Source organism: Pelagerythrobacter marinus, assembly GCF_009827515.1.
Lineage (GTDB): Bacteria > Pseudomonadota > Alphaproteobacteria > Sphingomonadales > Sphingomonadaceae > Pelagerythrobacter > Pelagerythrobacter marinus.
The window spans coordinates 465,949-492,940 of sequence record NZ_WTYO01000001.1; the positions used below are offsets into that span (position 1 = coordinate 465,949).

At 69.7% G+C, this 26,992-nt stretch carries 21 protein-coding genes; 14 read left to right on the plus strand and 7 right to left on the minus strand.

Annotated elements, in window-relative coordinates; genetic code table 11:
• Window position 1: 1 nt before the first annotated feature.
• On the minus strand, window positions 2–991 hold the full coding sequence (locus GRI72_RS02180) for a GNAT family N-acetyltransferase (protein WP_160732273.1): 990 nt from the start codon (window positions 989–991) through the stop codon (window positions 2–4).
• Window positions 992–1,017: 26 nt separating this feature from the next.
• Here GRI72_RS02180 and GRI72_RS02185 point away from each other — a divergent pair, with 26 nt between their 5' ends.
• The 13 genes from GRI72_RS02185 (at window position 1,018) to GRI72_RS02245 (ending at window position 17,849) form a co-directional block, all read left to right on the plus strand.
• On the plus strand, window positions 1,018–2,544 hold the full coding sequence (locus tag GRI72_RS02185) for an acyl-CoA ligase (AMP-forming), exosortase A system-associated (RefSeq protein ID WP_160732274.1): 1,527 nt from the start codon (window positions 1,018–1,020) through the stop codon (window positions 2,542–2,544).
• Window positions 2,541–3,767: a pyridoxal-dependent decarboxylase, exosortase A system-associated gene (locus GRI72_RS02190; RefSeq protein ID WP_160732275.1), complete on the plus strand. Its 1,227-nt coding sequence runs from the start codon at window positions 2,541–2,543 to the stop codon at window positions 3,765–3,767. Before GRI72_RS02185 ends, GRI72_RS02190 begins: the two co-directional genes overlap by 4 nt.
• A gap of 189 nt (window positions 3,768–3,956) precedes the next feature.
• A complete protein-coding gene (locus GRI72_RS02195) occupies window positions 3,957–4,601 on the plus strand; it encodes an XrtA/PEP-CTERM system exopolysaccharide export protein (protein WP_160732276.1) in 645 nt (214 codons plus the stop codon).
• Between the two features lie 16 nt (window positions 4,602–4,617).
• On the plus strand, window positions 4,618–6,138 hold the full coding sequence (locus tag GRI72_RS02200; protein ID WP_160732277.1) for an XrtA system polysaccharide chain length determinant: 1,521 nt from the start codon (window positions 4,618–4,620) through the stop codon (window positions 6,136–6,138).
• 10 nt (window positions 6,139–6,148) lie between these two features.
• On the plus strand, window positions 6,149–7,228 hold the full coding sequence (locus tag GRI72_RS02205) for a P-loop NTPase family protein (RefSeq protein ID WP_160732278.1): 1,080 nt from the start codon (window positions 6,149–6,151) through the stop codon (window positions 7,226–7,228).
• Window positions 7,229–7,232: 4 nt separating this feature from the next.
• Entirely contained in the window at window positions 7,233–8,879 is a 1,647-nt protein-coding gene (locus GRI72_RS02210) for a porin family protein (protein WP_160732279.1), read from the plus strand.
• Window positions 8,880–8,893: 14 nt separating this feature from the next.
• A complete protein-coding gene (locus GRI72_RS02215; protein WP_160732280.1) occupies window positions 8,894–10,069 on the plus strand; it encodes an XrtA/PEP-CTERM system-associated ATPase in 1,176 nt (391 codons plus the stop codon).
• Window positions 10,070–10,080: 11 nt separating this feature from the next.
• Entirely contained in the window at window positions 10,081–10,953 is an 873-nt protein-coding gene (locus GRI72_RS02220; protein ID WP_160732281.1) for an XrtA system polysaccharide deacetylase, read from the plus strand.
• Window positions 10,950–12,008, plus strand: coding sequence for a FemAB family XrtA/PEP-CTERM system-associated protein (locus tag GRI72_RS02225; RefSeq protein WP_160732282.1), 1,059 nt, complete (start codon window positions 10,950–10,952; stop codon window positions 12,006–12,008). Before GRI72_RS02220 ends, GRI72_RS02225 begins: the two co-directional genes overlap by 4 nt.
• Window positions 12,008–13,246 carry a TIGR03087 family PEP-CTERM/XrtA system glycosyltransferase gene (locus GRI72_RS02230; protein ID WP_160732283.1) on the plus strand — a complete coding sequence of 413 codons (1,239 nt, stop codon included), beginning with the start codon at window positions 12,008–12,010 and terminating at the stop codon, window positions 13,244–13,246. Before GRI72_RS02225 ends, GRI72_RS02230 begins: the two co-directional genes overlap by 1 nt.
• Window positions 13,236–14,795: an exosortase A gene (gene xrtA, locus GRI72_RS02235; RefSeq protein WP_160732284.1), complete on the plus strand. Its 1,560-nt coding sequence runs from the start codon at window positions 13,236–13,238 to the stop codon at window positions 14,793–14,795. The genes GRI72_RS02230 and xrtA overlap by 11 nt, the downstream gene beginning before the upstream one ends.
• 10 nt (window positions 14,796–14,805) lie before the next feature.
• Window positions 14,806–16,704 (plus strand): XrtA/PEP-CTERM system amidotransferase, encoded by a 1,899-nt coding sequence (locus GRI72_RS02240; RefSeq protein ID WP_160732285.1) that lies wholly within the window; start codon window positions 14,806–14,808, stop codon window positions 16,702–16,704.
• Window positions 16,705–16,901: 197 nt separating this feature from the next.
• A complete protein-coding gene (locus tag GRI72_RS02245) occupies window positions 16,902–17,849 on the plus strand; it encodes a crotonase/enoyl-CoA hydratase family protein (protein WP_237486687.1) in 948 nt (315 codons plus the stop codon).
• A gap of 24 nt (window positions 17,850–17,873) precedes the next feature.
• On the opposite strand, the gene zapE is transcribed toward GRI72_RS02245, so the two are convergent.
• The 4 genes from zapE to GRI72_RS02265 all read right to left on the minus strand — a co-directional run bounded on the left by zapE (window position 17,874) and on the right by GRI72_RS02265 (window position 21,304).
• Complete coding sequence (gene zapE / locus GRI72_RS02250; protein ID WP_160732287.1) at window positions 17,874–18,989, minus strand: cell division protein ZapE; 1,116 nt, start codon at window positions 18,987–18,989, stop codon at window positions 17,874–17,876.
• On the minus strand, window positions 18,986–19,441 hold the full coding sequence (locus tag GRI72_RS02255) for a PaaI family thioesterase (RefSeq protein WP_337191113.1): 456 nt from the start codon (window positions 19,439–19,441) through the stop codon (window positions 18,986–18,988). The genes zapE and GRI72_RS02255 overlap by 4 nt, the downstream gene beginning before the upstream one ends.
• A 2-nt stretch (window positions 19,442–19,443) precedes the next feature.
• Window positions 19,444–20,226 (minus strand): succinate dehydrogenase iron-sulfur subunit, encoded by a 783-nt coding sequence (locus tag GRI72_RS02260; protein ID WP_160732288.1) that lies wholly within the window; start codon window positions 20,224–20,226, stop codon window positions 19,444–19,446.
• Window positions 20,227–20,296: 70 nt separating this feature from the next.
• A complete protein-coding gene (locus GRI72_RS02265) occupies window positions 20,297–21,304 on the minus strand; it encodes a D-alanine--D-alanine ligase family protein (protein WP_337191114.1) in 1,008 nt (335 codons plus the stop codon).
• 113 nt (window positions 21,305–21,417) lie between these two features.
• Here GRI72_RS02265 and GRI72_RS02270 point away from each other — a divergent pair, with 113 nt between their 5' ends.
• Entirely contained in the window at window positions 21,418–22,911 is a 1,494-nt protein-coding gene (locus GRI72_RS02270; protein ID WP_160732289.1) for a hypothetical protein, read from the plus strand.
• Window positions 22,912–22,924: 13 nt separating this feature from the next.
• Here GRI72_RS02270 and GRI72_RS02275 read toward each other — a convergent pair whose 3' ends face one another.
• Both GRI72_RS02275 and GRI72_RS02280 read right to left on the minus strand, forming a co-directional pair.
• Window positions 22,925–23,941, minus strand: coding sequence for a D-alanine--D-alanine ligase family protein (locus GRI72_RS02275; RefSeq protein ID WP_160732290.1), 1,017 nt, complete (start codon window positions 23,939–23,941; stop codon window positions 22,925–22,927).
• Between the two features lie 187 nt (window positions 23,942–24,128).
• Entirely contained in the window at window positions 24,129–26,948 is a 2,820-nt protein-coding gene (locus GRI72_RS02280) for an Rne/Rng family ribonuclease (protein WP_160732291.1), read from the minus strand.
• Window positions 26,949–26,992: the final 44 nt, after the last annotated feature.

Genomic DNA, 26,992 nt, shown 5'->3' on the forward strand with positions numbered 1-26,992 from the left:
CTTAGCCCCGGCGGACAGACGACGCAAGGCGGCGGGCCCGGCGCCGGGCGAGCGCCGGCCAGGCGCGCGGCTGGCGCGGGTCGAGACAGTCGATGCGAAACCGCGGGCGGACGATCTCCATCCAGTCCGCTTTGTACCGGTCGTTGCCGGTGCCGAAATCGACCCAGCCGACCTTGTCCCGGTCGATCACGTGTTCGAACAGCGCGGCCGTCAGCGTCGTACCGGCCGACAGCGCCTTGTGTTCCTCGAGATGGGCGAGCTTGTGGATATAGGCCGTGCCGCCTTCCACGGTCCAGAACTGCGCCGCGACGGGCACATCACCATGGCGGGCGATGGCCAGGCGGATCCGGCCCGCCGCGCCTTCCTGGCGGGCGAAACGTCGCAGGAGGTCGGGCGATCCTTCCTCCGGCTTCCAGCTGCGGGCATAGATCGCCTCGTAAGCGGCCCAGTCGTCCTCGTCGAAGCGCTGGCGGATCGAGACATCGACCTTCCTGCCCTTGCGTTTCAGCGTGGTCCGCATCCGGCCGGGCCGGTCGGCCCAGTACTCGGCGAAACTGCGGCCGCGCACCTCGAACACGTGGTTATGGTCGCACTGTTCGCGCAGCACGTGCCACCCGGCCGCGCGGAAAGCGCGTTCGAGCAGGCTGGCCGACCCGTCCTCGTCCGGCACGGGCCAGGCGGTGACGCGGTGCGTCCGGCCCCGCAGGTCGGCCGCAAGCGCCGCCAGCAGGCGTTCGGTATCGTCTGCCCCGCCATCGGCCAGCGGCCTCCAGGTGAAGCTGTACCAGTTGCGCAGCGCCTCCAGCCGGCCATTGGCCCGGGTCAGCGGCAGGGCGGCCCGGGCGGCACCGTCGCCCGCCACGGCGATTGTTGGCACGAGCCCGCTTTCGGCGAGCAGCGCGAACCACTCGGGCCGGTCGAACGGGCATGTCGCGTCCGCGATCGTCCCTTGCAAGACGTTAACCCTGTCGTGATAGCTGGCGGCGATCACCCCCGACGTACTCCTCGAAAGAACCCATGTCCGACGCACCCGATCCGACCCCGAGGCCGCTCGACCATCTCGCCGAACGCGGCGCGGCCGATGCGCCGGCGCTCGTCCTGCGCGAGGGGACGCTTAGCTACCAGGACTTAAGAACCCGTGTCGCCCGCATGGCGGCATGGCTGCAGGCCCAGGTGCCGACTCCGGGCGCGCGGGTCGCGAGCTGGGCGGCGAAGGGGGAGCTGACCTGCCTGCTGCCGCTGGCCTGCGCGCGGGCCGGGCTGGTCCACGTTCCGGTCAACCCGCTGCTCAAGCGCGCGCAGGTGGCGCACATTCTTGCAGATAGCGGGGCCGAGCTGCTCCTCGGCACGGCGGCGCGGCTGGGCACGCTGGAGGACGGCGATGTGCCCGCCGCCTGCGCGACCATGACCGAAGGGGATGCCCTGGCCGCGGTCTCCGCCGTAACGCAGGCCCTTCAGCCGTCGTCCGCCGACCCCGGCGATCTCGCCGCGATCCTCTATACCAGCGGTTCGACCGGCCGGCCCAAGGGGGTTATGCTGAGCCACGCGAACATGTGGCTGGGCGCGGTCAGCGTGGCGCACTACCTCGGGATGGCAAGCGACGACGTGACGCTGGCCGTCCTGCCGCTGGCCTTCGACTATGGCCAGAACCAGCTGCTCTGCACCTGGTATGCCGGGGGCTCGGCGGTTCCGCTCGACTATCTCTTCCCGCGCGACGTGGCGAAGGCCTGCGCGCGCCATGGCATCACGACGCTGGCCGCCGTGCCGCCGCTGTGGGTGCAGCTTGCAGAGATCGACTGGCCGCCCGAAGCCGTGGCGTCGATGCGGCGCCTGACCAATTCGGGCGGCGCGCTGACCGTCGACCTGGTGGGCGATTTGCGCCGTATCTTCCCGCAGGCAATGCTTTTTCCGATGTACGGGCTGACCGAGGCCTTCCGTTCGACCTATCTCGATCCGGCGCTGGTGGAAAGCCACCCGACCTCGATGGGCACCGCGATCCCTTTCGCCGAGATCATCGTGATCGACGACGCTGGCGAGGTCGCGCAGCCGGGCGAGGAGGGCGAGCTTGTACACTGCGGCCCGCTGGTCGCGCAGGGATACTGGCAGGACCCGGAACGCAGCGCGGAGCGGTTTCGCGCGGCGCCCGCGTCCTCCCGCTACGGCGGCACCGCGGTCTGGTCGGGCGACAGGGTCCGGCGCGACGCCGACGGCCTGCTCTATTTCGTCGGCCGGCGCGATGCCATGATCAAGAGCGCGGGCAACCGCATCAGCCCGCAGGAAGTGGAAGACGCGGCGATCGCGACCGGCCTCGTGGCCGAGGCGGTGGCCCTCGGCGTGCCGGACGACCGCCTGGGGCAGGCGGTCCACCTGGTCGCGCGCGCCGCGCCCGACGCGCAGGATGCCGAAGCGCGCCTGCCGGCCGCGCTCGCGAAACAGCTGCCCACTTTCATGCAGCCGCAGGCGATCCACTGGCGCGAGCGGCTGCCGGTCAATCCCAACGGCAAGCTTGACCGCGCGGCCATCGCGCGGGAGGTGGCGGCATGAAACCGCTCGGCCCCATTCCCGCAGTCTTCGAATCGATCGACGGCGAACTGGCGATCGGCGGCCGCAAGGCCGGCGAGATCGTGGCCGAGGCCGGCGACACGCCGCTGTTCGTCTATTCGCGCGACCGCCTGTCCCGGCGCGTGGAGACACTGCGCGCCGCCATGCCGCCGCGCCTGCGGCTGCACTACGCGATCAAGGCCAACCCGTTCGCGCCGCTGCTGGGCTTCATGGCCGGGCTGGTCGACGGGTTCGATGTCGCCTCGGGCGGGGAACTGGCCCGCTTGCAGGAAGCCGGGGTCGCGGCCGACCGGGTCAGTTTCGCCGGGCCGGGCAAGCGCGATCGCGAACTCGAACAGGCGATCGCCGCCGGCTGCACGATCAACCTCGAATCCGAGGGGGAGGCCCGCCGCGCGCTCGACATTGCCGCGCGCCTGGGGGTCGCGCCGAAGCTGGCGATCCGCGTGAACCCTTCGTTCGAGCTGCGCGGCTCGGGGATGAAGATGGGCGGCGGGGCCAAGCCGTTCGGCATAGACGAGGACCGCGTGGCCGCGCTCGGGCGCGAGCTGATCGCGGAAGGCGCGCAATGGTGCGGCCTGCATATCTTCACCGGCAGCCAGGCGCTCGATGCCGAGGCGATCATAGAGACCCAGGCCAATGTCCTGCAATTGGCCGCCCGGCTCGCCGCGGACATCGGGGCGGACCTGCCCAAGCTCAACATGGGGGGCGGCTTCGGCATTCCCTATTTCCACGGCGACACCCCGCTGGACATCGAGGCGATCGGCGCCGCGCTCGAACAGCGTCTGGCGGACCTGCCCCCCGGCCTCGCGCAGACCGAGCTGTGCATCGAGCTGGGGCGATACCTGGTCGGCGAAGCGGGCGTCTACCTGGCGCGGATCGTGGACCGGAAGGTGAGCCACGGGCAGGTCTTCCTCGTCACCGATGGCGGCTTGCACCACCAGCTTGCCGCGTCGGGCAATTTCGGCACCGTCGTGCGCCGCAATTACCCGCTGGCGATCGCCACCCGCTTCGATGCCGCGCCGGAGGAGGAGGCGAGCGTCGTCGGGTGCCTGTGCACCCCGCTCGACCGCCTGGCCGACGCGGCGCACCTGCCGCGGGCCGAAGTGGGCGACCTCGTGGCCGTGTTCTGCGCCGGTGCCTACGGCGCGACGGCTTCCCCGGCGCAGTTCCTGGGGCAGGGCCCGGCGCGCGAGGTCATGGTCTAGCGCACCGGTTTTAACCTTTGCGCAACGACCGTCCCGTTCCGGGACCGCCCGCAAGCCGGGCGACAAAGGCTAACGTAATGTTCACCCTTTTTCGCGAGGAAGCGAGCCTGTGAACCGCGGGTGCGGCAGGCGAGGTCGCTCCTTGCCTGTCGATCGCAATACCCGCCCGACAGGCAAGGACGTGCATCGATGCCCATCGACCGACTATCCCTTCGTCTCGCCGGCAGCGCGCTGGCGGCTGTCTCGCTGGCCGGCTGCGCCGGTGGCGGCGGCACCGAGCTGCCCCCCGCGTCGTTCGTCGCCATGCAGGAAGGGCCGGGCGAGGAATATGTCATCGGGCCGCTGGACGAACTGACGATCCACGTCTGGCGCAACCCCGAATTGGGGGCCGAGAAGATCCAGGTCCGCCCCGACGGGCGGATCACCACCCCGCTGGTCGCCGACATGCCGGCGGTGGGCAAGACGCCGGCGATGCTGGCAGAAGACATCCGCCTGCAGCTTTCGCAATATATCGAGGAACCGCTGGTCTCGGTCATCGTGACCAATTTCGCCGGCACGTTCAGCCAGCAGATCCGCGTCATCGGCGCGACCGAGCAGCCGGCCTCGATCCCCTACCGCGCGAACATGACGGTGCTCGACGCGATGATCGCGGTCGGCGGCCTCAGCGAATTCGCCGCGGGCAACCGCGCCAAGCTGATCCGGTTCGACAAGCAGGCCGGGCGCCAGCGCGAATATGCGCTGCGGCTGGGCGACCTGCTGAAGGACGGCGACAGCCGGGCCAACGTCATGCTGCGGCCGGGCGACGTGATCATCATCCCCGAAAGCATGTTCTGAGGAAGGCCCCGCGCAGATGAACGAGGTTTTCGAAGAGCTGCAGGCCGCGCTCCATTCGGCATGGCACCGGCGCTGGCTCGTCCTCGGCGTGGCCTGGGGCGTGTGCCTGCTGGGCTGGCTGGCGGTCGCGATGATTCCGAACACCTACGAATCGAAAGCGCGGGTCTTCGTGCAGCTCGACGACGTGCTGTCCGAACAGATCGGCATCGCCAACGCCGGCCAGGACGAGATCGAACGCGTGCGCAAGACGCTGGCGAGTTCGGTCAACTTGGAAAAGGTCGTCCGGTCCACCCGCCTCGGCGCCGATGTGACCTCCCCCGCCCAGATGGAACGCACGGTCGCCGGCCTGGCGGAGAAGGTCAAGGTCGTCAGCACCGAGGACAACCTGTTCGAGATCACCGCCCAGATCGGCGAATCGAGCCTGTCGGACGCGCAGAACGCCGCCCTGGCGCAGGATGTCGTGCAGAAGATGATCGACATCTTCCGCGAGGAGAACATCGCCGGCAGCCGGGGCGAAGTCGCCGACACGATCGTCTTCCTCGACCAGCAGCTGGAAGATCGCAAGCGCGAGCTGGAGGCGGCCGAACAGCGGCGCCTGGCGTTCGAGGCCGAGCATCCCGAACTGATCGGCGGCACCGCGACGCTTTCGACCCGGCTCCAGCAGTTGCGGGCGGAAATGCGCGGCGTCGATGCCGATCTCGCCGCGGCGCAGAGCGCGCTGGCAGCCGTCAACGGCCAGATTGCGGGCACCCCGCGGACCATCGTGACCGCCGGCGAAGGCGGCGGTGCGCGCGGCGCGCTGATCCAGGCCCGCTCGCAGCTCGCCGCCCTGCAGGCGCGCGGCCTGACCGCCAACCATCCCGACGTGGCCGCGCTGCAGCGGCAGATCGACCTGCTCGAACGCCAGGCGGCGAACGAGGGGCCCGGTGCCGGCGGCACGGTCAACCCTGCCTACAGCTCGCTCGTCGCGATCCGGGCGGAGCGCGATGCGAACGTCCAGGCGCTGATGGCGCGCAAGGCCGCGCTCCAGGCAGACCTCAGCGCGATGATGGCGAGCCAGGCCGACGAGCCCGCGGTCGCGGCCGAGGCCAACCGGATCAGCCGCGATTACGAGGTTCTCAAGCGCAAGTACGACGAGCTTCTCCAGGACCGCGAGGAAATGCGCCTGCGCGGACAGGTGGAAAGCGAGCGCAGTTCATTCAGCTTCGAGGTGATCGATCCGCCGTCCACGCCGCGCGCGCCGGCCGCGCCCAACCGGCCGATCCTGCTGATCGGCGTGCTAATCGTCGGCGTCGGTGCCGGCGTGGGGGCGGCCTTCGCGTTCAGCCAGATCCGTTCCACGTTCGCCACCGGGGCGAAGCTCGAGCGGTCGCTGGGCCTGCCGGTGATCGGCACGATCTCGCACACGCTGACCGACGCCGGGCGCGCGCTCGCGCGCAAGCGGATGCGGATGTTCGCTGCCGGTTGCGCTTCGCTGGCGGGCGTCTGCGTCCTCCTGCTGGTGGTCGAGTTCGTCCAGCGCGGCATGGTGGGATGAGGAGAGGACAATGACCGAACACAAGAAGATCCCCTCTCCCGACGACGAGGCGAAGGAAAGCTCGCTGCTCGAACGCGCCAGCGGTGCGTTCGGCTTCGATCCGTTCATGCCCGCGCCGGTTCCCCATCGCCTGGCCGAAGACAAGATGAAGCGGGCGAAGGTCCGCCGGCGCGCGGAGGAAAAGACCGAGGCGCCCGCACCCCCGGCCGACGAGGCCGGGTCAGCGCCGCAGGCGTCGGCCGTACCCGCGCCGGCCGATCCCGGGCCAGTCGAATCCGGGGGCGAGGCCCGTCAGGCCGGCGTGCCGGCGACGCTGCCCCCGTCGCAGCTGACGATCGAGCGCCAGGTCGGCGCCGTCGCCCTGCAGGGCAAGCGGTTCGCGGTCGATCGCGAGCTGCTGCGCGATCAGGGGCTGATCGTGCCGGATGGCGCGGTGAACGCGCTGGTGGAGGAATTCCGCATCGTCAAGCGGCGCCTGCTGGAAAGCGCCAGCCAGGCCGGCACGGCCCGGTCGCGCCGCGTGCTGATCTGCTCGCCGCATCCGGGCGAAGGCAAGACCTTCTGCGCGAGCAATCTCGCGATTGCCCTGGCGGCCGAGCGCGACAGCGAGGTGCTGCTGATCGATGCCGACTTTGCCAAGCCGTCGATCCTGTCGACGTTCGGCCTGCCCAAGGGGCCGGGCTTCATGGATTGCCTGGCGAACGACGGGATCGCGCCGGAAGACCTGGTGATCGGGACCGATATTCCCGGCCTCTGGGTCCTGCCGGCCGGGAACCAGACCAATTCGGACAGCGAATACCTTGCCAGCCGCCGGACGGCCGAAGTGCTCGACCGGCTGAGCATGGGCGCGCCGCATCGCATCCTGATCTTCGATTCCCCGCCCGCCCTGGCCGCATCGCCCGCGGCGGAGCTGGCCAAGCACGTCGGCCAGGCGGTCCTTGTCGCGCGCGCCGATTCGACCGCGCAGAGCGCGCTGGAAGACGCGGTCGAGCTGCTTTCCGCCTGCCCCGACGTCAAGCTCATGCTCAACGACGCGCATTTCAGCCCGAGCGGCCGGAAGTTCGGAACCTACTATGGGTACGGGGAGTAACCCGATGAAACGCAGCCATTTCCTTTCGGCCAGCGCTTTGGCGGCGATCGCCTGCGCGACGCCGGCAATGGCCCAGCAGACGGCCAGCGAGGACGCTGCCGAGGGGCGCGGCGATCGCCGCGCCACGATCGCGCCCTATATCGAGGCGTCGCAGGTCCTCGTGGCCGAGATCTCGCCCGGCGACGACGTCGTGACCTACAGCCAGGTCGCCGCGGGGATCGATGCCAGCGTGACGGGGCGCAACAACGGCGGCTCCATCTCGCTGCGCTACGAACGCAATTTCGGCTACGGCGACGATGCGCTCGATTCCGACACGGTCAGCGGGGTCGCGCGCGGCTATGCCACCGTGGTTCCGCGGGCGCTGACGGTCGAGGGCGGGGCGATGGCGGCGCGCACCCGGGTGGACGGCAACGGCGGCACGACGATCAACCCGCGCGTGGGCGACGACAGCGAGAGCCGGATCTATTCGGCCTATGCCGGGCCGAACCTGCACACCCGCGCCGGCGACGTCGAAGTGAACGCGAACTATCGCATCGGTTACACCCGGGTGGAAGCGCCCGACGCGATCGCGCTCGAACCCGGGCAGGACCCGGTCGACGTGTTCGACGACAGCCTGGTGCAGAGCGCCGGTTTCCATCTCGGCACCAAGCCCGGCGAGCCCCTGCCGGTCGGCCTCGGCGTCGGCGGCGGCTGGGTGCAGGAAGACGTGTCGAACCTCGACCAGCGCGTTCGCGACCGCTTCGTGCGCGGCGACGTGCAGGTGCCGGTGGGCCGCAACCTCGCCCTCGTCGGCGGGGTCGGTTACGAGGATGTCGAGGTTTCCAGCCGCGATGCGGTGCGCGATGCCGACGGCAACCCGGTGATCGGCGACGACGGGCGCCTGGTTACCGACAAGAGCGCGCCGCGGCAGATCGCCTACGACGTGTCCGGCCTGATCTGGGATGTCGGCGTGATGTGGCGCCCCAGCACGCGCACCGCGCTGGAGGCGCACGTCGGCCGGCGTTACGATTCGACCACTTACTACGGCACGTTCGCCTGGGCGCCCGATGCGCGCAGCAACGTGAACGTCGCCGTCTACGACACGGTTTCGGGCTTCGGCGGGCTGCTGAACAATGCCCTGGCCAACCTGCCGACCGAGTTCAGCGCCGCGCGCAACGCGCTGAGCGGCGATTTCACCGGCTGCGTCGGCAGCGACGAAGGCGCCAATTGCCTCGGCGGCATTCTCGGCTCGGTCCGCTCGTCGGTGTTCCGTTCGCGCGGGGTCGCCGCCAGCTATGGCGTGCAGATGGGCCGGATCGGCACCGGGGTCGGCGCCGGGTACCAGCGGCGCAAGTTCATTGCCGCGCCGGGCACGGTCCTGGCCGATGCCGACGGCGTCGTCGACGAGGCATACTGGGTGAATTACTATCTCGACGCCCAGCTCGGCCGCAACGCCAGCTTCGCCGGCAACGTCTATGCCAACTGGATCAAGAGCGGCTTTTCCGCCGAGGGCGACGTCTTTGCGCTGGGCGCTTCGGCCGCCTATCGCCGCTCCATCACCGATCGCCTGTCGGCCCGCGCGGCCGTGGCGATCGACCACCTGGACAGCGAGGCGACGATCGAAAACTACACGTCCGCCTCCGCGCTGCTCGGCCTGCGTTACGATTTCTGAGGGGTAAAATACCGATGTTCGAAGATTTCTACGGCCTGACGGGGCGCCCCTTCCAGCTCACGCCCGATCCCAATTTCTATTTCGAGAGCACGACCCATCGCAAGGCGCTCTCCTACCTGGGATATGGCATGGCGCAGGGCGAAGGCTTCATCGTCATCACCGGCGAGGTGGGGGCGGGCAAGTCCACCCTCGTCGCGCACCTGATGCAGAAGATCGACCCCAGCCAGATGACGGTCGGCCAGGTCGTGACCAGCAATCTCGACGGGGAGGAACTGGTCCACGTCGTCGCGCAGAGCTTCGGCCTCGACATCGAGGGGCATGACAAGGCCAGCGCGCTCGGCGCGATCGAGGCCTTCCTCCACGAGGAGGCGCGCAGCGGCCGCCGCTGCATGCTGGTGGTCGACGAATCGCAGAACCTCAGCGTCGAAGCGCTCGAAGAGCTGCGGATGCTGTCGAACTTCCAGCTCGGCTCGCACCCCCTGCTCCAGACCCTGCTGCTGGGCCAGCCGGAATTCCGCCAGGTCCTGGCCGAACACCCGGATCTGGAGCAACTGCGCCAACGCGTGATCGCGACCCACCACCTCGAACCGATGGGCGCGGACGAGATCGAGCCCTATCTCAAGCATCGCCTCCAGTGCGTCGGCTGGGACGGCAACCCCGAGTTCGACCAGCGCGTCTTTGCCGAGCTGCACCAGGCGGCGGGCGGCATTCCGCGCAAGGTCAACCAGGTGGCCACGCGCCTCCTGCTGCTGGGTGCGGTCGAGCAGCGTACGCGGATCGACAGCGCCATGCTGCGCGCCGTGCTGAACGAAATGCAGAGCGACAACGCCTTCCCCGAGGCCGCGCCGAGCCCGATGCCCAAGCTGGGGCCGGCCCCGGCAGCAGGCCCGGTCAAGCATGCCGCGCGGCCCGAGGCGGGGGACGAGCCCGCGGCCGAGCCGGCGACGCCGCCGGTGGACCTGGTCGCCATGCTGGCCGAACGCGACGCGCAGATCGCGGAGCTGCAACAGGCGGTGATCGAGCTGTCGCAATCGGTCGACAGCGGCCGCGACGAACGCGATGCCGAACTGGTCGAGCGGATCGAAGGCTTCGGCCGCCGGCTGGACGAGCAGGAACGATCGGTGCGCGAAGTGCTCGCGATGCTGATCGAGTGGATCGAGACCGGACAGCCGCCCCGCGTCGCGGCCTGAGGAGGCGCCCCATGGCCGGACAACCCATCGTCAACGGCCTTTCCGTCGATGTCGAGGACTGGTTCCAGGTCGGCGCGTTCGAGAACGTGATCGATCGCGGCGACTGGGACGGGCTCGCCCTGCGGGTGGAGGACAATGTCGCGCGCATCCTCGACCTGTTCGCGGAAGCTGGGGTCAAGGCGACGTTCTTCACGCTCGGCTGGGTCGCGCAGCGCAACGGCGGCCTGATGCGGCGGATCGTCGAGGGCGGCCACGAACTGGCCAGCCACGGGTTCGACCACGCGCGCGTGTTCACTTTCGACCGGGGGCAGTTCGCCGAGGATATCGTGCGCGCGCGCAAGATCCTGGAGGATGCATCGGGACAGGCGGTGACCGGCTACCGCGCGCCGAGCTTCTCGATCGATGCCCGCACGCCATGGGCCCATGCCGAGCTGGCCGAACAGGGATATCGCTATTCCTCCAGCGTGGCGCCGGTGGCGCACGACCACTACGGCTGGCGCGAGGCGCCTCGCTTCGCCTTCCGCCCCGTGGCCGGGGCCGACATGGTCGAGATCCCGGTGACCACCGCGATCCTGGGCGGCCGGCGGGTTGCGGCAGGCGGCGGCGGGTTCTTCCGCGTGCTGCCCTATGGCTTTTCGCGCTGGGCCATTCGCCAGGTGAACCGGCGCGAGGGACGACCGGCAGTGTTCTACTTCCACCCGTGGGAGATCGATCCTGAACAGCCGCGCGTGGCCGGGGCCCCGATCAAGTCGCGCCTGCGCCATTACACCAACCTGGCCCGCATGGCCCCGAAGCTGCGCGAGCTGGTGCACGAGTTCGCCTGGGGGCGGATGGACGAGATCGCCAGCCGCGAGGCGCAGGCCGCGGTCCCGCTGGCGGCATGAACGCCCCCTTCGTCATGACCGGCGACGGCCTGGCCCTGGCCGATCCGCACGATCCGGCGCAGGCGGCGCGGATCGAGGGGTTCGCGGCCGAGCGGGGCGCAACGCCCTTCCACCGGCCGGCCTGGCTCTGCGCGGTGGAGCGCGGCACCGGGCAGCGCGCGCTGGGCATTGTCGCCCGCCGCCGGGGGCAGATCGCCGGATGGCTGCCGCTGACCGAAGTGCATTCGCCGATCTTCGGCCGGGCGCTGGTTTCCAGCGGCTTCGGCGTCGGCGGGGGAATCCTGTCGGCAGACGGCGAGACGGCGCAACGTCTCGCGGCCGCTGCATGCGAACTCGCGAGCCGCCGCTCTTGCCCGACGGTGGAGCTGCGGGGCGGACCGGTGCCCGCCGGGTGGGAAAGCCGCTCCGACCGCCACCTCGGCTTCGTGGCAGAGCTTGTCGCCGATGACGAGGCGCAGTTGCTCGCCATTCCGCGCAAGCAGCGCGCCGAAGTGCGCAAGAGCCTGGCCGGCGATCTCGCCGTTCGGGTGGGGCGGGGGGAGAGCGATCGCGCCGCGCACTACGCGGTCTACTGCCAAAGCGTCCATAACCTGGGCACGCCGGTTTTCCCGCGCAGCCTGTTCGATGCCGCGCTCGACGTGCTGGAGGGGGACATCCTGACCGTGTTCGACGGCGAAAGCCCGGTCGCCAGCGTGCTTTCGTTCTACCACGGCGGCACGGTCATGCCCTACTGGGGCGGCGGAACTTTCGCTGCGCGGCATCTGCGCGCGAACGAGCGGATGTATTACGAACTGATGCTCCACGCCCGGCGGCGCGGCTGTACGCGGTTCGATTTCGGCCGGTCGAAGACGGGCAGCGGGCCGGCAGCCTACAAGAAGAACTGGGGTTTCACGCCCGAGCCGCTGACATATGCCCACTGGTCGGCCCCCGGCAGCGCGCGGCGCGACATCGACCCGACGAACGACAGCTATTCGGCCAAGATCGCGCTGTGGAAACGGCTTCCGCTGTCGGTCGCCAACCGCCTCGGCCCGCCGATCGCGCGCGGACTCGGCTGATGCAGGGAGAGATCCTCTTCCTCGCGCACCGGGTCCCGTTCCCCCCCGATCGCGGGGACAAGATCCGTTCGCACCACCTTCTTGCCGCGCTTGCGCGTATCGCCCCGGTGCATGTCGGCTGCCTCGGCGAGACGGAGCAGGACATGGCACAGGGCGGCGCGCTGGCCGCGCTGGCCGCCAGCCATTGCCTCGTGCGGCGCAGGCGCAGCCTGGCGCTGGCGGGGGCGGAGGCGCTGGTGCGCGGCATCCCGGTCAGCCTCGCGGCCTTCGACGATCGCCGGTTGCGCCGCTGGGTCGCCCGCACGATCGCGGAACGGCCCGTATCGACGATCTTCGTGTTCTCCGGCCAGATGGGCCAATACGTCCCGGACGACTTCCGCGGGCGGGTGGTCACCGACTTGTGCGACGTCGATTCGGCCAAGTTCGAAGCATACGGCCGGCAGGGGCGCGGGCCGCGCGCCTGGATCGACCGGCGCGAGGCGCGGCTGCTGTCGCGCGAGGAGGCGCGCCTCGCCCGCCGGTCGGCCACCACGCTGCTCGTCAGCGAGGCGGAAGCGGCCCTCTTCCGCAGTCGGCTGGGCGATCGCGCGGCCGCCGATGTCCGCGCGCTGCGCAACGGAATCGATACCGCGGCCTTCGATCCGGCAGGCACCGGGCCGCATCCGGCGCTGGCGAACGCGGCCGGACCGCACGTCGTCTTCACCGGGCAGATGGATTACGCCCCCAATGTCGCCGCGGTCGAACGCGCGGCGCAGCATATCCTGCCGGCGATCCGGCGGCACCATCCCGGCGCGACCTTCCACGTCGTCGGGCGTGCCCCCACGGCGGAGGTCCGCGCGCTCGACCGGAATGCCGGCGTGCGCGTCTGGGGCGAGGTACCCGACGTGCGCCCCTTCCTTGCCGCGGCGGACCTGGTGCTCGTCCCCCTGGCGATCGCGCGCGGGATCCAGAACAAGGTACTCGAAGCCATGGCCATGGCCCGCCCCGTAGTGCTGACGCCCGAGGCGGCGACCGGGATCGAGGCGGAGGACGGCGCGCATTTTGCCGTCGCAGGCGACGACGCGGCGCTCGCGCACCGGGCGCTGGCCCTGCTTGGCGACGCCTGCGCGGCGCGGGCGATGGGCGAGGCGGCGCGCGCTTTCGTCCAGGCGGAGCAGGGATGGGCGGCGATGCTCTCCCCGCTGCCGGCGATCCTGGGTGCCGGCGAACCGGCCGGAAGGCAGCGCGATGCCGCCTGATGCCGCGCTCTCCTGGCGCAGGGACGCTCTCGTCGAGGCGATCCCTGCCGGCTGGCGCAAGCCGCTGGCGCGGATCGCGCTCGCCTGGCTGGCGCTGGCGGTCGTCGCCGCCGCCGACTGGGCGACGATGGCGGGCAAGTGGTGGAACGTTTCCACGTATAACCACGTCCTGTTCGTGCCGCTGATCGTGGGCTGGCTGGCCTGGGTCCGCCGCCGGCAGGTCGGCGCTCTGGTGCCCCGCGCCTGGTGGCCGGGCCTTGCCGCGCTGGCGGGCGCACTGTTCCTGTGGCTGCTGGGCCGCCTGGCGGGCGTCAACAGCGCCAGCCAGCTGGGCGCCGTCCTCGCCCTGCAGGCCGCGGTTCCGGCCTTGCTGGGCCCGCGGGTGGCGGCGGCGCTGCTGTTTCCGCTGGCCTACATGCTCTTCCTCGTGCCTTTCGGCGACGAGCTGGTGCCGGCCCTGCAGATGATCACGGCGGACATCGTGATCTGGCTGACGCGCGTCAGCGGCGTTCCCGCGCATATAGAAGGCGTCTTCATCGATACGCCCGTCGGCCTGTTCGAGGTGGCGGAAGCCTGTTCGGGCGTGCAGTTCCTCGTCGCCATGCTGGCGCTCGGGGTTCTGATCGCGCAGACCTGTTTCCGGGGCTGGGGGCGGCGTATCGCCTTCCTGGCTTTCGCGCTGTCCCTGCCGATCCTCGCCAACGGCGTGCGCGCCTGGGGCACGATCTACATCGCCCAGTTCCAGGGGATCGAATTTGCCGAGGGCTTCGATCACATCTTCTACGGCTGGATATTCTTCGCGCTGGTCGTCGCCGTCCTGCTGGGCGTTACCTGGCGCTGGTTCGACCGCGATCCGGAGGACCCGGGCGTCGATGTCGAAAGGCTGCAGCGTTCGCGCCTGCTCGACCGGCTGGGCCGCGCGACAATGCCGGCCGGCGCGGCGCTGGCCGCCGTCCTCGCGCTTGCCGGCGGTTTCGCGCTCTGGGCCGGGCTTGCCGCGCGCGTCGAGGCCGAGGTGCCTGCACGCCTCGCCTTGCCCGAGGTGCCGGGATGGGAGCGGGTCGACTATGCCCCGCAGGTGCCCTGGATGCCGCGCGCGACCGGCGCGGCGCACCGGCGGATCGCGCGCTATCGCAGCGAGGCGGGGGAGGAAGTCGATCTGTTCTACGCGCTCTATGCCGCGCAGGACGATGCCCGCGACGCTTCGGCTTATGGCGAGGGGGCGCTGGTTCCCGACACGCCCTGGCGCTGGGTCGAACCGGGGCGCAGCATGCCGCAGGCCGCGGGCGCGGTCCTCCTCGCCCATGGCAACCTGCGGCGCGTGGCGGAAACGACCTGGCGCTCGGGCGATCTCACGACCGGCAGCGCCGCCCGGCTCAAGCTGGAGGCGATGGCCAGCCGGCTCCTGCTGCGGCGGCAGCCGACGGCAACCCTGATCCTGTCCGTGGAAGGGAGGCCCGCCGATGAAAGCGCGGCGGCGATCGACCGCTTCGTCGCGGCGATGGGCGGACGCGACGCGTGGATGGACCGCGCGGCCGGCCTGCGATAAGGGCCGGGCCATGTGCGGCATCGCCGGGATTTTCCATTGCGGCACCCCCAAGCCGGTCGATCCCGAGCGCGTCGCGCGCATGACGGACGCGCTCGCCCATCGCGGACCAGACGGGTCGGGCGTCTGGACCGGCCCCGGGGTCGGGCTGGGCCACCGCCGGCTGTCGATCATCGACATCGCCGGCTCGCCCCAGCCGATGCATTCGGCCGATGGCCGTGCGGCGATCGTGTTCAATGGCGAGATCTACAATTTCCGGGAGCTTCGCCGCGAGCTGGAGGCCGGGGGTGCCCAGTTCCGCACCGATGGCGATACCGAGGTGATCCTGGCCGCCTGGTCGCGCTGGGGCGTCGAGTGCCTTGCGCGCCTGCACGGCATGTTCGCGTTCGCGCTCTACGACGCCCGGCGCCGGGAACTCGTGCTGGCGCGCGACCGCCTGGGGGTGAAACCGCTTTTCACCGCGCAGCTCAGCGATGGCAGCGTGGCTTTCGCTTCCGAGCTCAAGGGCCTGCTGGCCCATCCGCTCCTGCGGCGCGAGGTCGATCCGCTGGCGATCGACGATTATCTTGCCTGGGGCTACGTCCCCGATCACCGTTCGATCCTGAAGGGCGTCGGCAAGCTCGCGGCCGGGCACTACCAGGTCCTGCGCCACGAGGCGCCGCCCCCGCCGCCGGTGCAGTGGTGGGATGTCGATTTCAGCCATCGGCGCAGCGGCAGCACGGCCGACCTTTCGGCCGAACTGCTGCACCACATGCGCGAGGCGGTGGGATCGCGCATGGTGGCCGACGTGCCGCTGGGCGCGTTTCTTTCCGGCGGGGTCGATTCGTCCTCGGTCGTCGCGCTGATGGCGGAATCGAGCCGCGACCCGGTCAGCACCTGTTCGATCGGGTTCGACGTGGCCGAACTGGACGAGACGCGACACGCGGAAAAGGTCGCCCGGCTGTTCGGGACCGATCACCACGCCCGCTCGGTCGATCCCGACGATTTCGCGGCGGCGGACCGGATCGCGTCGATGTTCGACGAACCCTTTGCCGATGCGTCCGCCCTGCCGACCTGGCGCGTGTGCCAGCTCGCGCGCGAGCACGTGACGGTCGCCCTCTCGGGCGACGGGGCGGACGAGGCGTTTGCCGGCTATCGGCGGCAGGTCTTTCACGCCCGCGAGGAGCAGGCGCGCGCGGTCCTGCCCGGCGCGTTGCGCGGCCCGATGTTCGGCGCGCTCGGTGCCGCCTGGCCCAAGGCCGACTGGGCGCCGCGCCCGCTCAGGGCCAAGGCGACCCTGCTCTCGCTCGCCCGCGACGGGGCAGAGGGATATGCGCGTGCCGTGGGCGTCGTGCCGGCGGAGATGCGCGCGCGCCTCTATGCCGACAGCTTCGCCGGGAGGCTCGACGGCTATCGCGCCGAAGACGCCTTCGTGCGCACGATGCGCGCGGCCCCGGCGCGCAGTGGCCTCGACCGGGCGCAATATGCCGATCTCAAGTTCTGGTTGCCCGGCGACATCCTGACCAAGGTCGATCGCACCAGCATGGACGTGAGCCTGGAGGCGCGCGAGCCGCTGCTCGATCACCGGCTGATCGAATTTGCCGCCCAGTTGCCCCTCCGCCAGCGGATAAGGGGGCGACAGGGCAAGTGGCTGCTCAAGCATACGATGCGCCGATACCTGCCGGACGACGTGCTGTTCCGGCCCAAACAGGGCTTCGTTACCCCGATCGCCCAGTGGCTGCGCGGGCCCCTGGCGGGGGAGGCGCGGGCGATCGCCACCGGCGCGCGCCTCGCCCGCACCGGATGGTTCGATGCCGCGCAGCTTTCGCGCATTGCCGAGGCCCATATCGCCGGCCGGGCCGACAATTCGCGCCTGCTATGGCAATTGCTGATGCTCGACCGGTCGCTCGACCGGCTCGGCATTTCGGGCTGACCGCCGCCAGCCGCCAGCCGCCAGCTGTCGCTCCCATCGGGGATGTCACCCGCGGGGCAGGGACTGGCCCAGATCGGGACTGGCGCGAAGGATGGTTAATTAATCGTTTGCCAGACGAGTCGGCCTTCGATTACCCTTCGGGCCATCGGTAGAGAGAGCGATGCCGCCTGACGAGCGGGGGGATCCACATGGATCGGTTGAGTTCACGGCTGGACAGCACGCAAGCCGGGGAGGCTTCGGAAACCCCGGCCATCCCCCTGGGGGAGGGCGAGGAACCGCTGGTTACCGAGAGCAGGCGGCACGCGGCGATCCCGGAAGGGCTGTTCAACCTGCACGAGCTCGACGTTTTCTACGAAGACGACACGCAGACGCTGTGGACTTACATGAACCCGGCGGGGCGTCCCAGCTTCACGCCCCGGATGCTGAGCGATTTCGAGAACTGGCAGGTCTATATCGAGCAGGGGTTCGGGCCGGAGAAAGTGCCGCTGCGCTTCCTCGTGCTCGGCAGCCGGGCGCCGGGCGTCTTCTGCTTCGGCGGCGACCTCGACCTGTTCCAGCGGCTGATCCGCGAGCGCGACCGCGAGGCGCTGGTCCGTTACGGGCACCGGTGCTGCAAGATCCTGCACCGCAACATGGCCTCGCTCGATCTCCCGATGCTGACCGTCGGGCTGGTCCAGGGCGCGGCTCTCGGCGGCGGGTTCGAGGCGTTGCTGTCGTTCGATTACATCGTTGCCGAGCGGGGGGCGACGTTCGGCCTGCCCGAGATCATGTTCGGCCTGTTTCCCGGAATGGGTGCCCACGCGCTGTTGAGCCGCAAGCTCGGCGGGGCGATGGCCGACCGGCTGATCGTTTCGAACGAGACGTATACCGCGGAACAGATGTACGACATGGGGCTGGTCCACAAGCTGGCCGAGAACGGGGAAGGGCTGTCCGCCTGCCGCGACTTCATCAAGAAGTCGGAGCGGCGCCATGCCGGGCTGGTCAACGCGCGCCGGGCGATGAAGGTCGCCTGGGATCTCGAACTGGCGGAACTGAATCGTATTACCGAGCTTTGGGCCGATTCCGCCCTGCAGCTGCGCGAACAGGACCTGAAGGTCATGGGCCGCCTGGTCGCGGCGCAGGCGCGCCTCGCCAGGGCCGCCTGAAAGCGCCCGCGCACCCGGGGCGGCTTACCCTTGCGCGCCGTGTCCCAGGGCCATGTAATCGGCGCTGCGCATTTCCTCCAGTCGGCTGACGGTGCGGGCGAATTCGAAACTGCCGTCGCCCGCGGGGTAGAGGCCATCCGGCTCCGCGTCGGCGGTGGCGAACAGCTTGACCCTCAGTTCGTAGAGCGCATCGACCAGCTTGGTGAAGCGGATGGCCTCGTTGCGGCGGTCGGGCCCCATGACGGGAATGCCGACGACGATCACCGTGTGATAGGCGCGCGCGATCGCCAGGTAGTCCGCCGCCCCGCGATTCTCGCCGCACAGCCGCTTGAAACTGAACACGGCCACGCCCTTCAGGCTCTTGGGAACGTGGAGCGCGCGCCCGCCGCCGAGATCGAGCTCGGCGCTCGGCACGTGGGCGGCGTCTTCGGGCTTGTAGTCGGTCAGGCGGAAGAAGGCCTCGCGCACCTGGGCGGTCGCTTCGGGCCCCAGTGGCGTGTGCCAGGTGTCGATCTCCCCCAGCCGGTCGAGCCGGTAATCGACCGGGCCGTTGAGCGCGAGGACGTCGAGCTCGTCCTCCACCAGGTCGATGAAGGGCAGGAACAGCGAACGGTTGAGGCCGTCCTTGTAGAGATCGCGCGGGGGGCGGTTGCTGGTGGTGACGACGGTGACCCCCTCGTCGCGGATCAGGGCGGTGAACAGCCGGCTCATGATCGCGGCATCGGCGGTGTTGTTGACCACCATCTCGTCGAACGCCAGGCAGCGGACCCCTTGCGCGATCCGGGCCGCTGCCGGAGCGACGGGATCGCCGGTTTCCTTCGCCCGTTCCTCGCGGATCAGCGCGTCGACCTCCAGCATGAAGGCGTGGAAATGGACGCGGCGCTTATGCTCGATGTCGAGCGTCTCGACGAACAGGTCCATCAGCATCGACTTGCCGCGGCCCACGCCGCCCCACATGTAGATGCCGCGCGGTCGCGCCGGCGCGCGTGTGAACAGGCGGTCGAGCAGGCCCGGCTCGCGGTGCCGCTCGAGCGCTTCCTGGAGCGATTGCAGCCGTTCGGCTGCCTCGCGCTGCTGCGGATCGGGGCGCAGTTCGCCCGCGGCGACCAGCGCCTCGTACCGCGCGAGCATTGCGCTCACTTGCGGCTGGCCTTGCGCACCAGGGCGGTGAAACCGGCCACCAGGTGATCGCTCTGGACGACCTCACCGCGCAGGAACAGCAGGCGCCCGGTCTCGCGCAGAACCTCGACCACCGCGTCGAGCGGCTCGTCGACTTTCCCCGCACCGATAAACTGGGTCGACAGCTCCAGCGTCACCGCCGGCCCGGCATCGCCATCGGTCAGCGTGCGCATCGCCGCGAACAGCGAGATATCGATCAGCGCCAGCGTCACCGCGCCGTGGATCATGTCCTGCAGGTTGGTGTGCCGCCGTTCGGGGAACATCCGCAGGCGGCACCTGTCCCCTTCGGTCCGTACCAGCAGCTCGCCCATGACGACCGGATTGAAGCGCGTTTCGTCGCGCAGGCGCCAGGTGTGCCAGCCCGGATGGTCGGGGTGCTCGCGGTATTCGAACGCCGAAGATTCGCTGTTCACGCTCAGATCTGGCGCTCGACCAGCATCTTCTTGGTCTCGGCGATCGCCTTGGCGGGGTTCAGCCCCTTGGGGCACACGTTGGCGCAGTTCATGATCGTGTGGCAGCGGTAGAGCCGGAACGGGTCCTCCAGCGCGTCGAGCCGCTCACCGGTCATCTCGTCGCGGCTGTCGGCCAGCCAGCGATAGGCCTGGAGCAGGATCGCCGGGCCGAGGAACTTGTCCGAATTCCACCAGTAGCTGGGGCAGGCGGTCGAGCAGCAGGCGCACAGGATGCATTCGTAGAGGCCGTCCAGCTTCTCGCGCTGTTCGGGGCTCTGCAGGCGTTCCTTGCCGCTGGGCGTGGTCGAAACGGTCTGCAGCCACGGGCGGATCGACGCGTACTGGGCGTAGAAGTGCGAGAAATCGGGCACCAGGTCCTTCACCACGTCCATGTGGGGCAGGGGGGTGATCCGGATTTCGCCCTTCAGGTCCTCCATCGCGGTGGTGCAGGCGAGGCCGTTCTTGCCGTTCATGTTCATCGAGCACGAACCGCAGATCCCCTCGCGGCAGGAACGGCGGAAGGTGAGCGTGGGATCGACTTCGTTCTTGATCTTGATCAGCGCGTCGAGGACCATCGGCCCGCAATCGTCGAGGTCGATCTCGAACGTGTCGTAGCGCGGGTTTTCGCCGCTATCGGGATCGTACCGGTAGATCCGGAACTTCTGCACCCGCGCGGCGCCTTCGGCCCGGTGGACATTGCCCTTGCGCGAGATCTTCGAGTTCTTCGGGAGGGTGAAGGTCGCCATAGTTCGATCCTGTTGCTTCGGCAGTCTCTCTAGCGCTTCGCATTGCGCTGGCAAGGGCGCGGCGCAAACTTCACCGGGCCATGAGCCCGTGCCGCGCGAGGCTTTCGGCGAGGATGGTCTCGATCAGTTCGGGCTGGCTCCAGCCTGCCAGCGCCGCCGCGCGGCCGAAGACCTTCTGCGACCAGAGGTTGCAGTTGAGGTTGAGCTCGAGGAACGTGATCTCGCCGGTGTCCTCGTTCACGCGGAATTCGAACCGGCCATAGTCGAACGGCCGATACTCGTTCCACGCCTTGCGCGTCAGGTCGGCGATCCGCGCGGCCATGTCCGCGTTCTCGAACGGGTCGAGCGAGTATTTCTGGCTCCGGTCCACGAGATCGCGCTTCTCCCGGTAGGTGCGCAGGTGCGAGGGATCGGCCTGGCGGAAGATCATCATCGGCAGGATCGTCGGCTCCCCCCTGACGGTGATAACCGGCACTTCGACGTCGCTGCCTTGCAGGAACGGTTCGACGATCGCGTCGTGACCCAGCGCGTGGACATCGGCGACGGCGCGCTCCACGCTGGCGAGGTCGGTCGCATCGTTGACGCCCCAGCTGGCCGACGAGGCATTGGGCTTCACCACGTAGCGGGTGGCCGGCGGCACGGCGGACAGGTCCACCGGGGCGCCGCGGCGAAAGATCGCCCAGGGCGCGGTCGGCACGTCGGCCGCGCGCGCCGCCCGCTTGGCCAGGTGCTTGTCGTCCGCCAGCCCGCGCAGGATCGGGCTGGCCCCGAGGTAGGGTATGCCCTTGCGCTCGCACAGCAGCGGACAGAGCATTTCCGAATTGAAGAAACCGGCCCGGTTGAGCAGGGGGAAGACGAAATCGATCTCGGGGTTTTCGAACAGAACCTCGAACCGGTCGGCGATGACGAGGTTCAGGCCCAGGCCTTCGAGCACCTGGCGCATCTCGCGGTGATAGAGCGCGTGATTGCCGTCTTCGGGGTGCAGTTCGCCGTCCCACAGGGCGTTCTTGGCGATGAAGAGGATGCGGAGCCGCTCCCGGGCCGCGGCATCGATGGTCATGGGACGCAGTGCGGTCACGAACGATTGCCCTTGTTGCGCTGCGGCGTTTGTCGCGGTGCAGCAAATTCGCTGGAATGCGTCCCTAGGTCTGTTAGGTCTGCACGCAAGCGAAAAAGCCATCCGGGTCGTCGATGCGAACAGCCACCAGCCAGATGTCGCGCGAGTTCGCGGACGATCCACGCGCCCATGAACTGGTCGCCCGGCTTTGCAGCGGCGGCGACGAGCGGCTGGCACTCGATCCGCAAACCGGCCTCAACCGCTACATGTCGGGTCCGTACCCGCGCGACATCGTCGCCTATGCTTCCTCCACGGCCAACGACATCTCGCGCGATGCCTTCCGCCACCTGCTCGGCCAGGGTCGGCCGGCGGACGGGGACTATGGCGCCTTGCTGGAGGGCATGCGCGGGCGCCTGCGCGGCGCGTTCGGGCTGGGCGGCGATGTCGATGTCGTCTTCGCGCCGTCGGGGACCGACCTCGAATATGTGGCGCTGGCCGCGACGATCGATCGCTCGCCCGGGGGCGTCCACAATGTCCTGCTCGGCGCGGACGAGGTGGGGCGGGGGTGCGTTCATTCGGCGGCCGGGCGTTATTTCAACGATCGCACCGCGCCCGGCCGCACCGTCGTACCCGGCGAAAGCGTGCCCGGGCTGGAGGCCGTGTCGCTGACCGACATCCCGGTGCGCTGCGGGCGGGGGCTGGCGCGCACCAGCGGCCAGATCGCCGCCAGCATCGAGGGGGAGATCGCGCGCGCTCGCGCCGGCGGACGCCACGCGCTGGTCCATGTCGTCCACGGATCGAAGACCGGCCTGATCCTGCCCGCGCTCGACGACCTGGACCGCCTGCTGGCTCGCTGGGGACAGGCGATGACGCCCGTGGTCGATGCGTGCCAGGTCCGCCTGTCGCCCGGCGATGTCGCGGCCTATCTGGACCGCGGGGCGATCGTGCTGATGACCGGTTCCAAGTTTGCCGGCGGCGTCGCGTTCAGCGGCTGGGCGCTCGTGCCCGCCGCCCTCGTGCGCCGCGCGCCGCCGCTGCCCGCCGGGTTCGATGCCCTGTTCCGCCGGGCCGAATGGCCACAAGGCTGGAACGGGCGCGAGGCGCTGCCCGATCGGGGCAACCCGGGGCTGGCCACGCGGCTGGAGGGGGCGCTGTTCGAACTGGAGCGGTTCCGCGCCCTGCCGGCGGATGCGGTCTCGCGCGTGATCGATGCCTTCCAGCGTGCCCTGCGGCAGGGCCTGGTCGCGCCGCTGCACTTGCGCGAAGTCGAACGCTCCGCCGACCCCGACCCCGACACCGACACCGACACCGGCCAGCGCGCCGCGCCGCACGCCGATCTCCTCGCCACGCTGGCGACCCTCGACGTCTCGGCCCTGCCGGCGGCGCGGAGCTTCGATGGCGCCGTATCGCTGCACGCGCGGCTCGCGCGTGGGGGCATCCGGCTGGGCCAGCCGGTCAGGAGCGTGCGCCTGCCCTGCGGGGGCTGGGGCGGGACCTTGCGCCTCGGCCTGTCGATGCCGCAGATCGCCGCTCTCGCGCCCCTGTCGCAGTCTGCCTGCGAAGCGGCCTTTGCCGCGCATTTCGAGCTCGTGACGGAGGCCCTGCGCCAGTGCGAAGCCGTCGCCTGACAGGCGGCGCGGGCTAGCCCGCGATCAGCGCGTTGCGCCGCCAGGATTCGGCCAGGAGCGTCTCGATCAGGTCGCCGTGGCTGAAGCCGGCCTGGGCCGCCGCCTTGGCCATGACCTTTTCCGACCACAGGTTGCAGTTGAGATTGATCTCGATGAAATTCACGTCGCCGGTGGCGAGATCCAGCCGGAACTCGATCCGGCCATAGTCGAAGGGCACGAATTCCTGCGCGACCTTGCGGGCCATGGCCTCGATCCGCGGGGCGAACTCGGCATGGTCGAAACGCTTCAGCGCCGCCTTCTCGGTGTTCTGGACCAGATCGCGCTTCTCGTAATAGGTCCACAGCTTCTGCGTGTCCTCGCGCTCGTACCACAGCATGGGCAGGGCGACCGGCTCGTCGCGGATGGTGATGAACGCGCACTGGATGTCGTAACCGTCGAGGTAGGGCTCCACGATCGCGTCGTGGCCCTGGCCGTGGATGTCGGCGATGGCATTGGCCACCCCGTTCCAGTCGGAGGCATCCGAGATGCCCCAGCTGGCGGAGGAGGCATTGGGCTTGATCACCCACCGGCCCCCGGGCGCGGGCGGCAGGTCCTTTTCCAGCACGGGGCCGCCCCGGCGATAACAGAACCACGGGGCAGTGGGCACGCCGGCGTGGGCGGCCGCCAGCTTCGACACCGACTTGTCGTCGCCCATCCCGCGCAGGAACGGCATCGCGCCGAGATAGGGGATGCGGTGCATGTTGCACAGCAGCGGGATCAGCATCTCGCTGTTGACGAAGCCGCCACGGTTGAGGAGCGGGAAGACGAAATCGACCTCCGGCCGCTCGAACAGCGCCTTGTACGTATCCGCGAACCGGAGGTTGAGGCCGAGGCTTTCCAGCGTCGTGCGCACTTCGTGGTGATAGATCGCGTGGTTGCCGTCTTCGGGATGCATCCCGCCCCCCCACAGGACGTGCTTGGCCATGAACAGCAGGCGGACGCGCTCCTTGGCGTCGTCGGGAATGCGCAGGGGCTGGGGAGAATCGGGCATCGGGGGGTCTCGTCGGTTGGGACAGGCCCGCCATCTAGGCGCGAACGCGGCGCGCCGCCAGAGCCCTCTTGCACCGGCTCGCTGGGCAGGGATCGCGGCAGCGGTGCGAACAGCGAGAAGGGGCGGAACGATCCGCGTGCACGCAACACGCGGGCCATTCCGCCCCTTCGTCGGCGCCTGTTGCGGCTTACTGCCCGAAAGTGCGCTGCCACCAGCCGCGGCGCGGAGAGGACGTCTTGCCTTCCTCCTGCGCGGCGGGCGCGGTCTCGGCCTCGCTCTCGTCTGCCGGTGCGGCGGCATCGGCGGTCTGGGGCGCGGAGGCCGGCTCCTCGCGGCTTTCCGCAGGCGGGGCTTGCGGGGCCGGTTCATCGTCGGCCTTCTTGCGCCGGCGCGTGCGCTTGGGCTTTTCAGCCGGTGCCTCGGCCTCCGCTTCGGCTTCGGCCTTGGCGGGGCCAGCGCTTTCGGCTGCGGGTGCCTGCGCCTCCTCGGCCTTCTTGCGCCGGGTGCGCCGCTTGGGCTTCGGAGCCTCCTCGGTCTCGGCTTCGGCCGCCGGGGTTTCCGCGGGGGAGTCGCCGGCCGGCTCTTCCGCCGCCGCGTCCTTGGCCTTCGCCTTGGCACGCGGCTTGCGCTTGGCCGGCGGAGCAGCCTCCTCCCCGTCTTCGGCCTTCTTGCGGCGCGTGCGCTTCTTCGGCTTGGGTTCTTCCTCGGCCCCGGCCGGCTGGTCCGGCGCGTCCGCGGTCGCTTCGGCGCCCGGGGCGACGGCCATGTCCTCGCTCACGCGTTCGGCGACCGCTTCGGGCGTCTCGATCTCGCTTTCGCCGGCGTTATCGCCGTCCTCGCGATCGCGGCCGCCGCGCCGCCGGCGTCCGCCCCGGCGGCGGCGCTTGCGCGGCTTGCCCTCGTCCTCTTCCGAGGCGGGGCCGCCGTCGCTGTCGCCGTCCTCGTTACCGGTGGATTCGTCGCCGGCGGTTTCGTCGTCGTCCCTGTCGTCGCCGCCCTCGTCGCCGTTGCGGCCCTTGTTGCGGCCGCGGCCACCCCGGCGGCGGCGCTTGCGCTTGCGGTTGCCGTTGTCGTCGTCCTCGTCGTCGCGGTCCTCGGCCTGTTCGTCGGCCTCGGGCTCGTCCTCGTCGTCGACGATCGGTTCGAACTTCGGTGCCTGCGCCGGCTTGGGCCCGGAGCTGGAGACGCTCATCTTCGCGCCTTCTTCCTCACCCTCGGGCACGACTTCGACGGTGACGCCGTAACGGCGCTCGATCTCGACCAGGTCGTCGCGCTTGGAATTGAGCAGGTAGACCGCCGCCTCGGTGCTGGCGGCCAGCGTGATGACCGTGCCCTTGCCCTTGGCCGCTTCGTCCTCGATCAGGCGCAGGGCCGAAAGGCCCGCGCTCGATGCCGTGCGGACAAGGCCGGTGCCGTCGCAGTGCGGGCATTCGCGGGTGGTCGCTTCCAGCACGCCCGTGCGCAGGCGCTGCCGGCTCATCTCCATCAGGCCGAAGCCGGAAATGCGGCCGACCTGGATCCGCGCCCGGTCGCTCTTCAGCGCGTCTTTCAGCGCGCGTTCGACCTTCCGGTTGTTGGAGTTGTACTCCATGTCGATGAAGTCGATCACCACCAGGCCGGCCATGTCGCGCAGGCGCAGCTGGCGCGCGATTTCCTTGGCCGCTTCGAGGTTGGTGGACAGGGCCGTCTGCTCGATCCCGTGTTCCTTGGTCGAACGGCCGGAGTTGATGTCGATCGAGACGAGCGCCTCGGTCGGGTTGATGACCAGATAGCCGCCGCTCTTCAACTGCACGACCGGGTCGTACATCGCGCGCAGCTGGTCCTCCGCGCCATAGCGCTGGAACAGGGGGACCGGGTCGGAATAGGCCTTCACCCGCCGGGCGTGGCTGGGCATCAGGAGCTTCATGAACTCCTTCGCCGAGCGGTAGCCGGCTTCGCCCTCGACCACGACTTCCTCGATCTCGCGGTTGTAGATGTCGCGAATCGCCCGCTTGATCAGGTCGCTGTCCGAATGGATCAGCGTGGGGGCGCTGGAGGAAAGCGTCTTCTCGCGGATCTCGTCCCACAGGCGCGCGAGATAGTCGAAGTCGCGCTTGATCTCGGTCTTGGTGCGCTGGAGGCCGGCCGTGCGGACGATCAGGCCCATCGTGCGCGGCAGCTTGAGATCGCCGACGATCTGCTTCAGCCGCTTGCGATCGCTGGCGCTGGAAATCTTGCGCGAGATGCCGCCGCCGTGGCTGCTGTTGGGCATCAGCACGGTGTAGCGGCCGGCGAGGCTGAGGTAGGTCGTCAGCGCGGCACCCTTGTTGCCGCGTTCTTCCTTGACCACCTGGACCAGCAGGACCTGCCGGCGCTGGATCACGTCCTGGATCTTGTAGCGGCGGCGCAGCGCCTGGCGCCGGGCGCGGACCTCGTCCACTTCCTTGGCCCGCGCGCGGCCCTTGCCCTGGCGGCGGCCGCGACCCCGGCGGCCGCGGCGCGAACCGTTGCCTTCTTCCTCGTCGTCGCTGTCGTCGTCGCCATCGTCGTCGCCGTTCGCGACCTGGCCTTCCTCGATCGTGGCGACCTTGTCCTTCTCGGACGTGTCGATTTCCTCGACCCCGTCCTCGGCGAATTCCTCGACCAGCGATTCGCCGGTCTCGTCGTCGGCGTCGTACTCGTCGCCCGGAACGTCGCCGCGTTCCTCTTCCTCGGCGCGCAGGCGCGCTTCTTCCTCGGCAGCCTCGGCCTCTTCGGCCAGGAGCTGTTCGCGGTCTTCCTTCGGGATCTGGTAGTAGTCGGGGTGGATCTCGCTGAAGGCGAGGAACCCGTGCCGGTTGCCGCCGAAATCGACGAAGGCCGCCTGGAGGCTGGGTTCGACCCGGGTTACCTTGGCGAGGTAGATATTGCCCTTGATTTGCCGATGTTCGGCGGATTCGAAATCAAATTCCTCGATCCGGTTGCCCTTGAGCACCGCCACCCGCGTTTCTTCCGGGTGGCGCGCATCGATAAGCATGCGCGTTGCCATGTAAAAATCTCCGTGCGCGTCCGGGCGGGCTGTCGCCGGCCGGG

Bases quoted from the DNA above. Each gene is read 5' to 3' on its own strand.
- GRI72_RS02185 (WP_160732274.1), top strand. From the start codon at position 1,018: ATGTCCGACGCACCCGATCCGACCCCGAGGCCGCTCGACCATCTCGCC.
- GRI72_RS02190 (WP_160732275.1), top strand. From the start codon at position 2,541: ATGAAACCGCTCGGCCCCATTCCCGCAGTCTTCGAATCGATCGACGGC.
- GRI72_RS02195 (WP_160732276.1), top strand. From the start codon at position 3,957: ATGCCCATCGACCGACTATCCCTTCGTCTCGCCGGCAGCGCGCTGGCG.
- GRI72_RS02200 (WP_160732277.1), top strand. From the start codon at position 4,618: ATGAACGAGGTTTTCGAAGAGCTGCAGGCCGCGCTCCATTCGGCATGG.
- GRI72_RS02205 (WP_160732278.1), top strand. From the start codon at position 6,149: ATGACCGAACACAAGAAGATCCCCTCTCCCGACGACGAGGCGAAGGAA.
- GRI72_RS02210 (WP_160732279.1), top strand. From the start codon at position 7,233: ATGAAACGCAGCCATTTCCTTTCGGCCAGCGCTTTGGCGGCGATCGCC.
- GRI72_RS02215 (WP_160732280.1), top strand. From the start codon at position 8,894: ATGTTCGAAGATTTCTACGGCCTGACGGGGCGCCCCTTCCAGCTCACG.
- GRI72_RS02220 (WP_160732281.1), top strand. From the start codon at position 10,081: ATGGCCGGACAACCCATCGTCAACGGCCTTTCCGTCGATGTCGAGGAC.
- GRI72_RS02225 (WP_160732282.1), top strand. From the start codon at position 10,950: ATGAACGCCCCCTTCGTCATGACCGGCGACGGCCTGGCCCTGGCCGAT.
- GRI72_RS02230 (WP_160732283.1), top strand. From the start codon at position 12,008: ATGCAGGGAGAGATCCTCTTCCTCGCGCACCGGGTCCCGTTCCCCCCC.
- xrtA (WP_160732284.1), top strand. From the start codon at position 13,236: ATGCCGCCTGATGCCGCGCTCTCCTGGCGCAGGGACGCTCTCGTCGAG.
- GRI72_RS02240 (WP_160732285.1), top strand. From the start codon at position 14,806: ATGTGCGGCATCGCCGGGATTTTCCATTGCGGCACCCCCAAGCCGGTC.
- GRI72_RS02260 (WP_160732288.1), bottom strand. From the start codon at position 20,226: ATGGCGACCTTCACCCTCCCGAAGAACTCGAAGATCTCGCGCAAGGGC.
- GRI72_RS02270 (WP_160732289.1), top strand. From the start codon at position 21,418: ATGCGAACAGCCACCAGCCAGATGTCGCGCGAGTTCGCGGACGATCCA.
- GRI72_RS02275 (WP_160732290.1), bottom strand. From the start codon at position 23,941: ATGCCCGATTCTCCCCAGCCCCTGCGCATTCCCGACGACGCCAAGGAG.
- GRI72_RS02280 (WP_160732291.1), bottom strand. From the start codon at position 26,948: ATGGCAACGCGCATGCTTATCGATGCGCGCCACCCGGAAGAAACGCGG.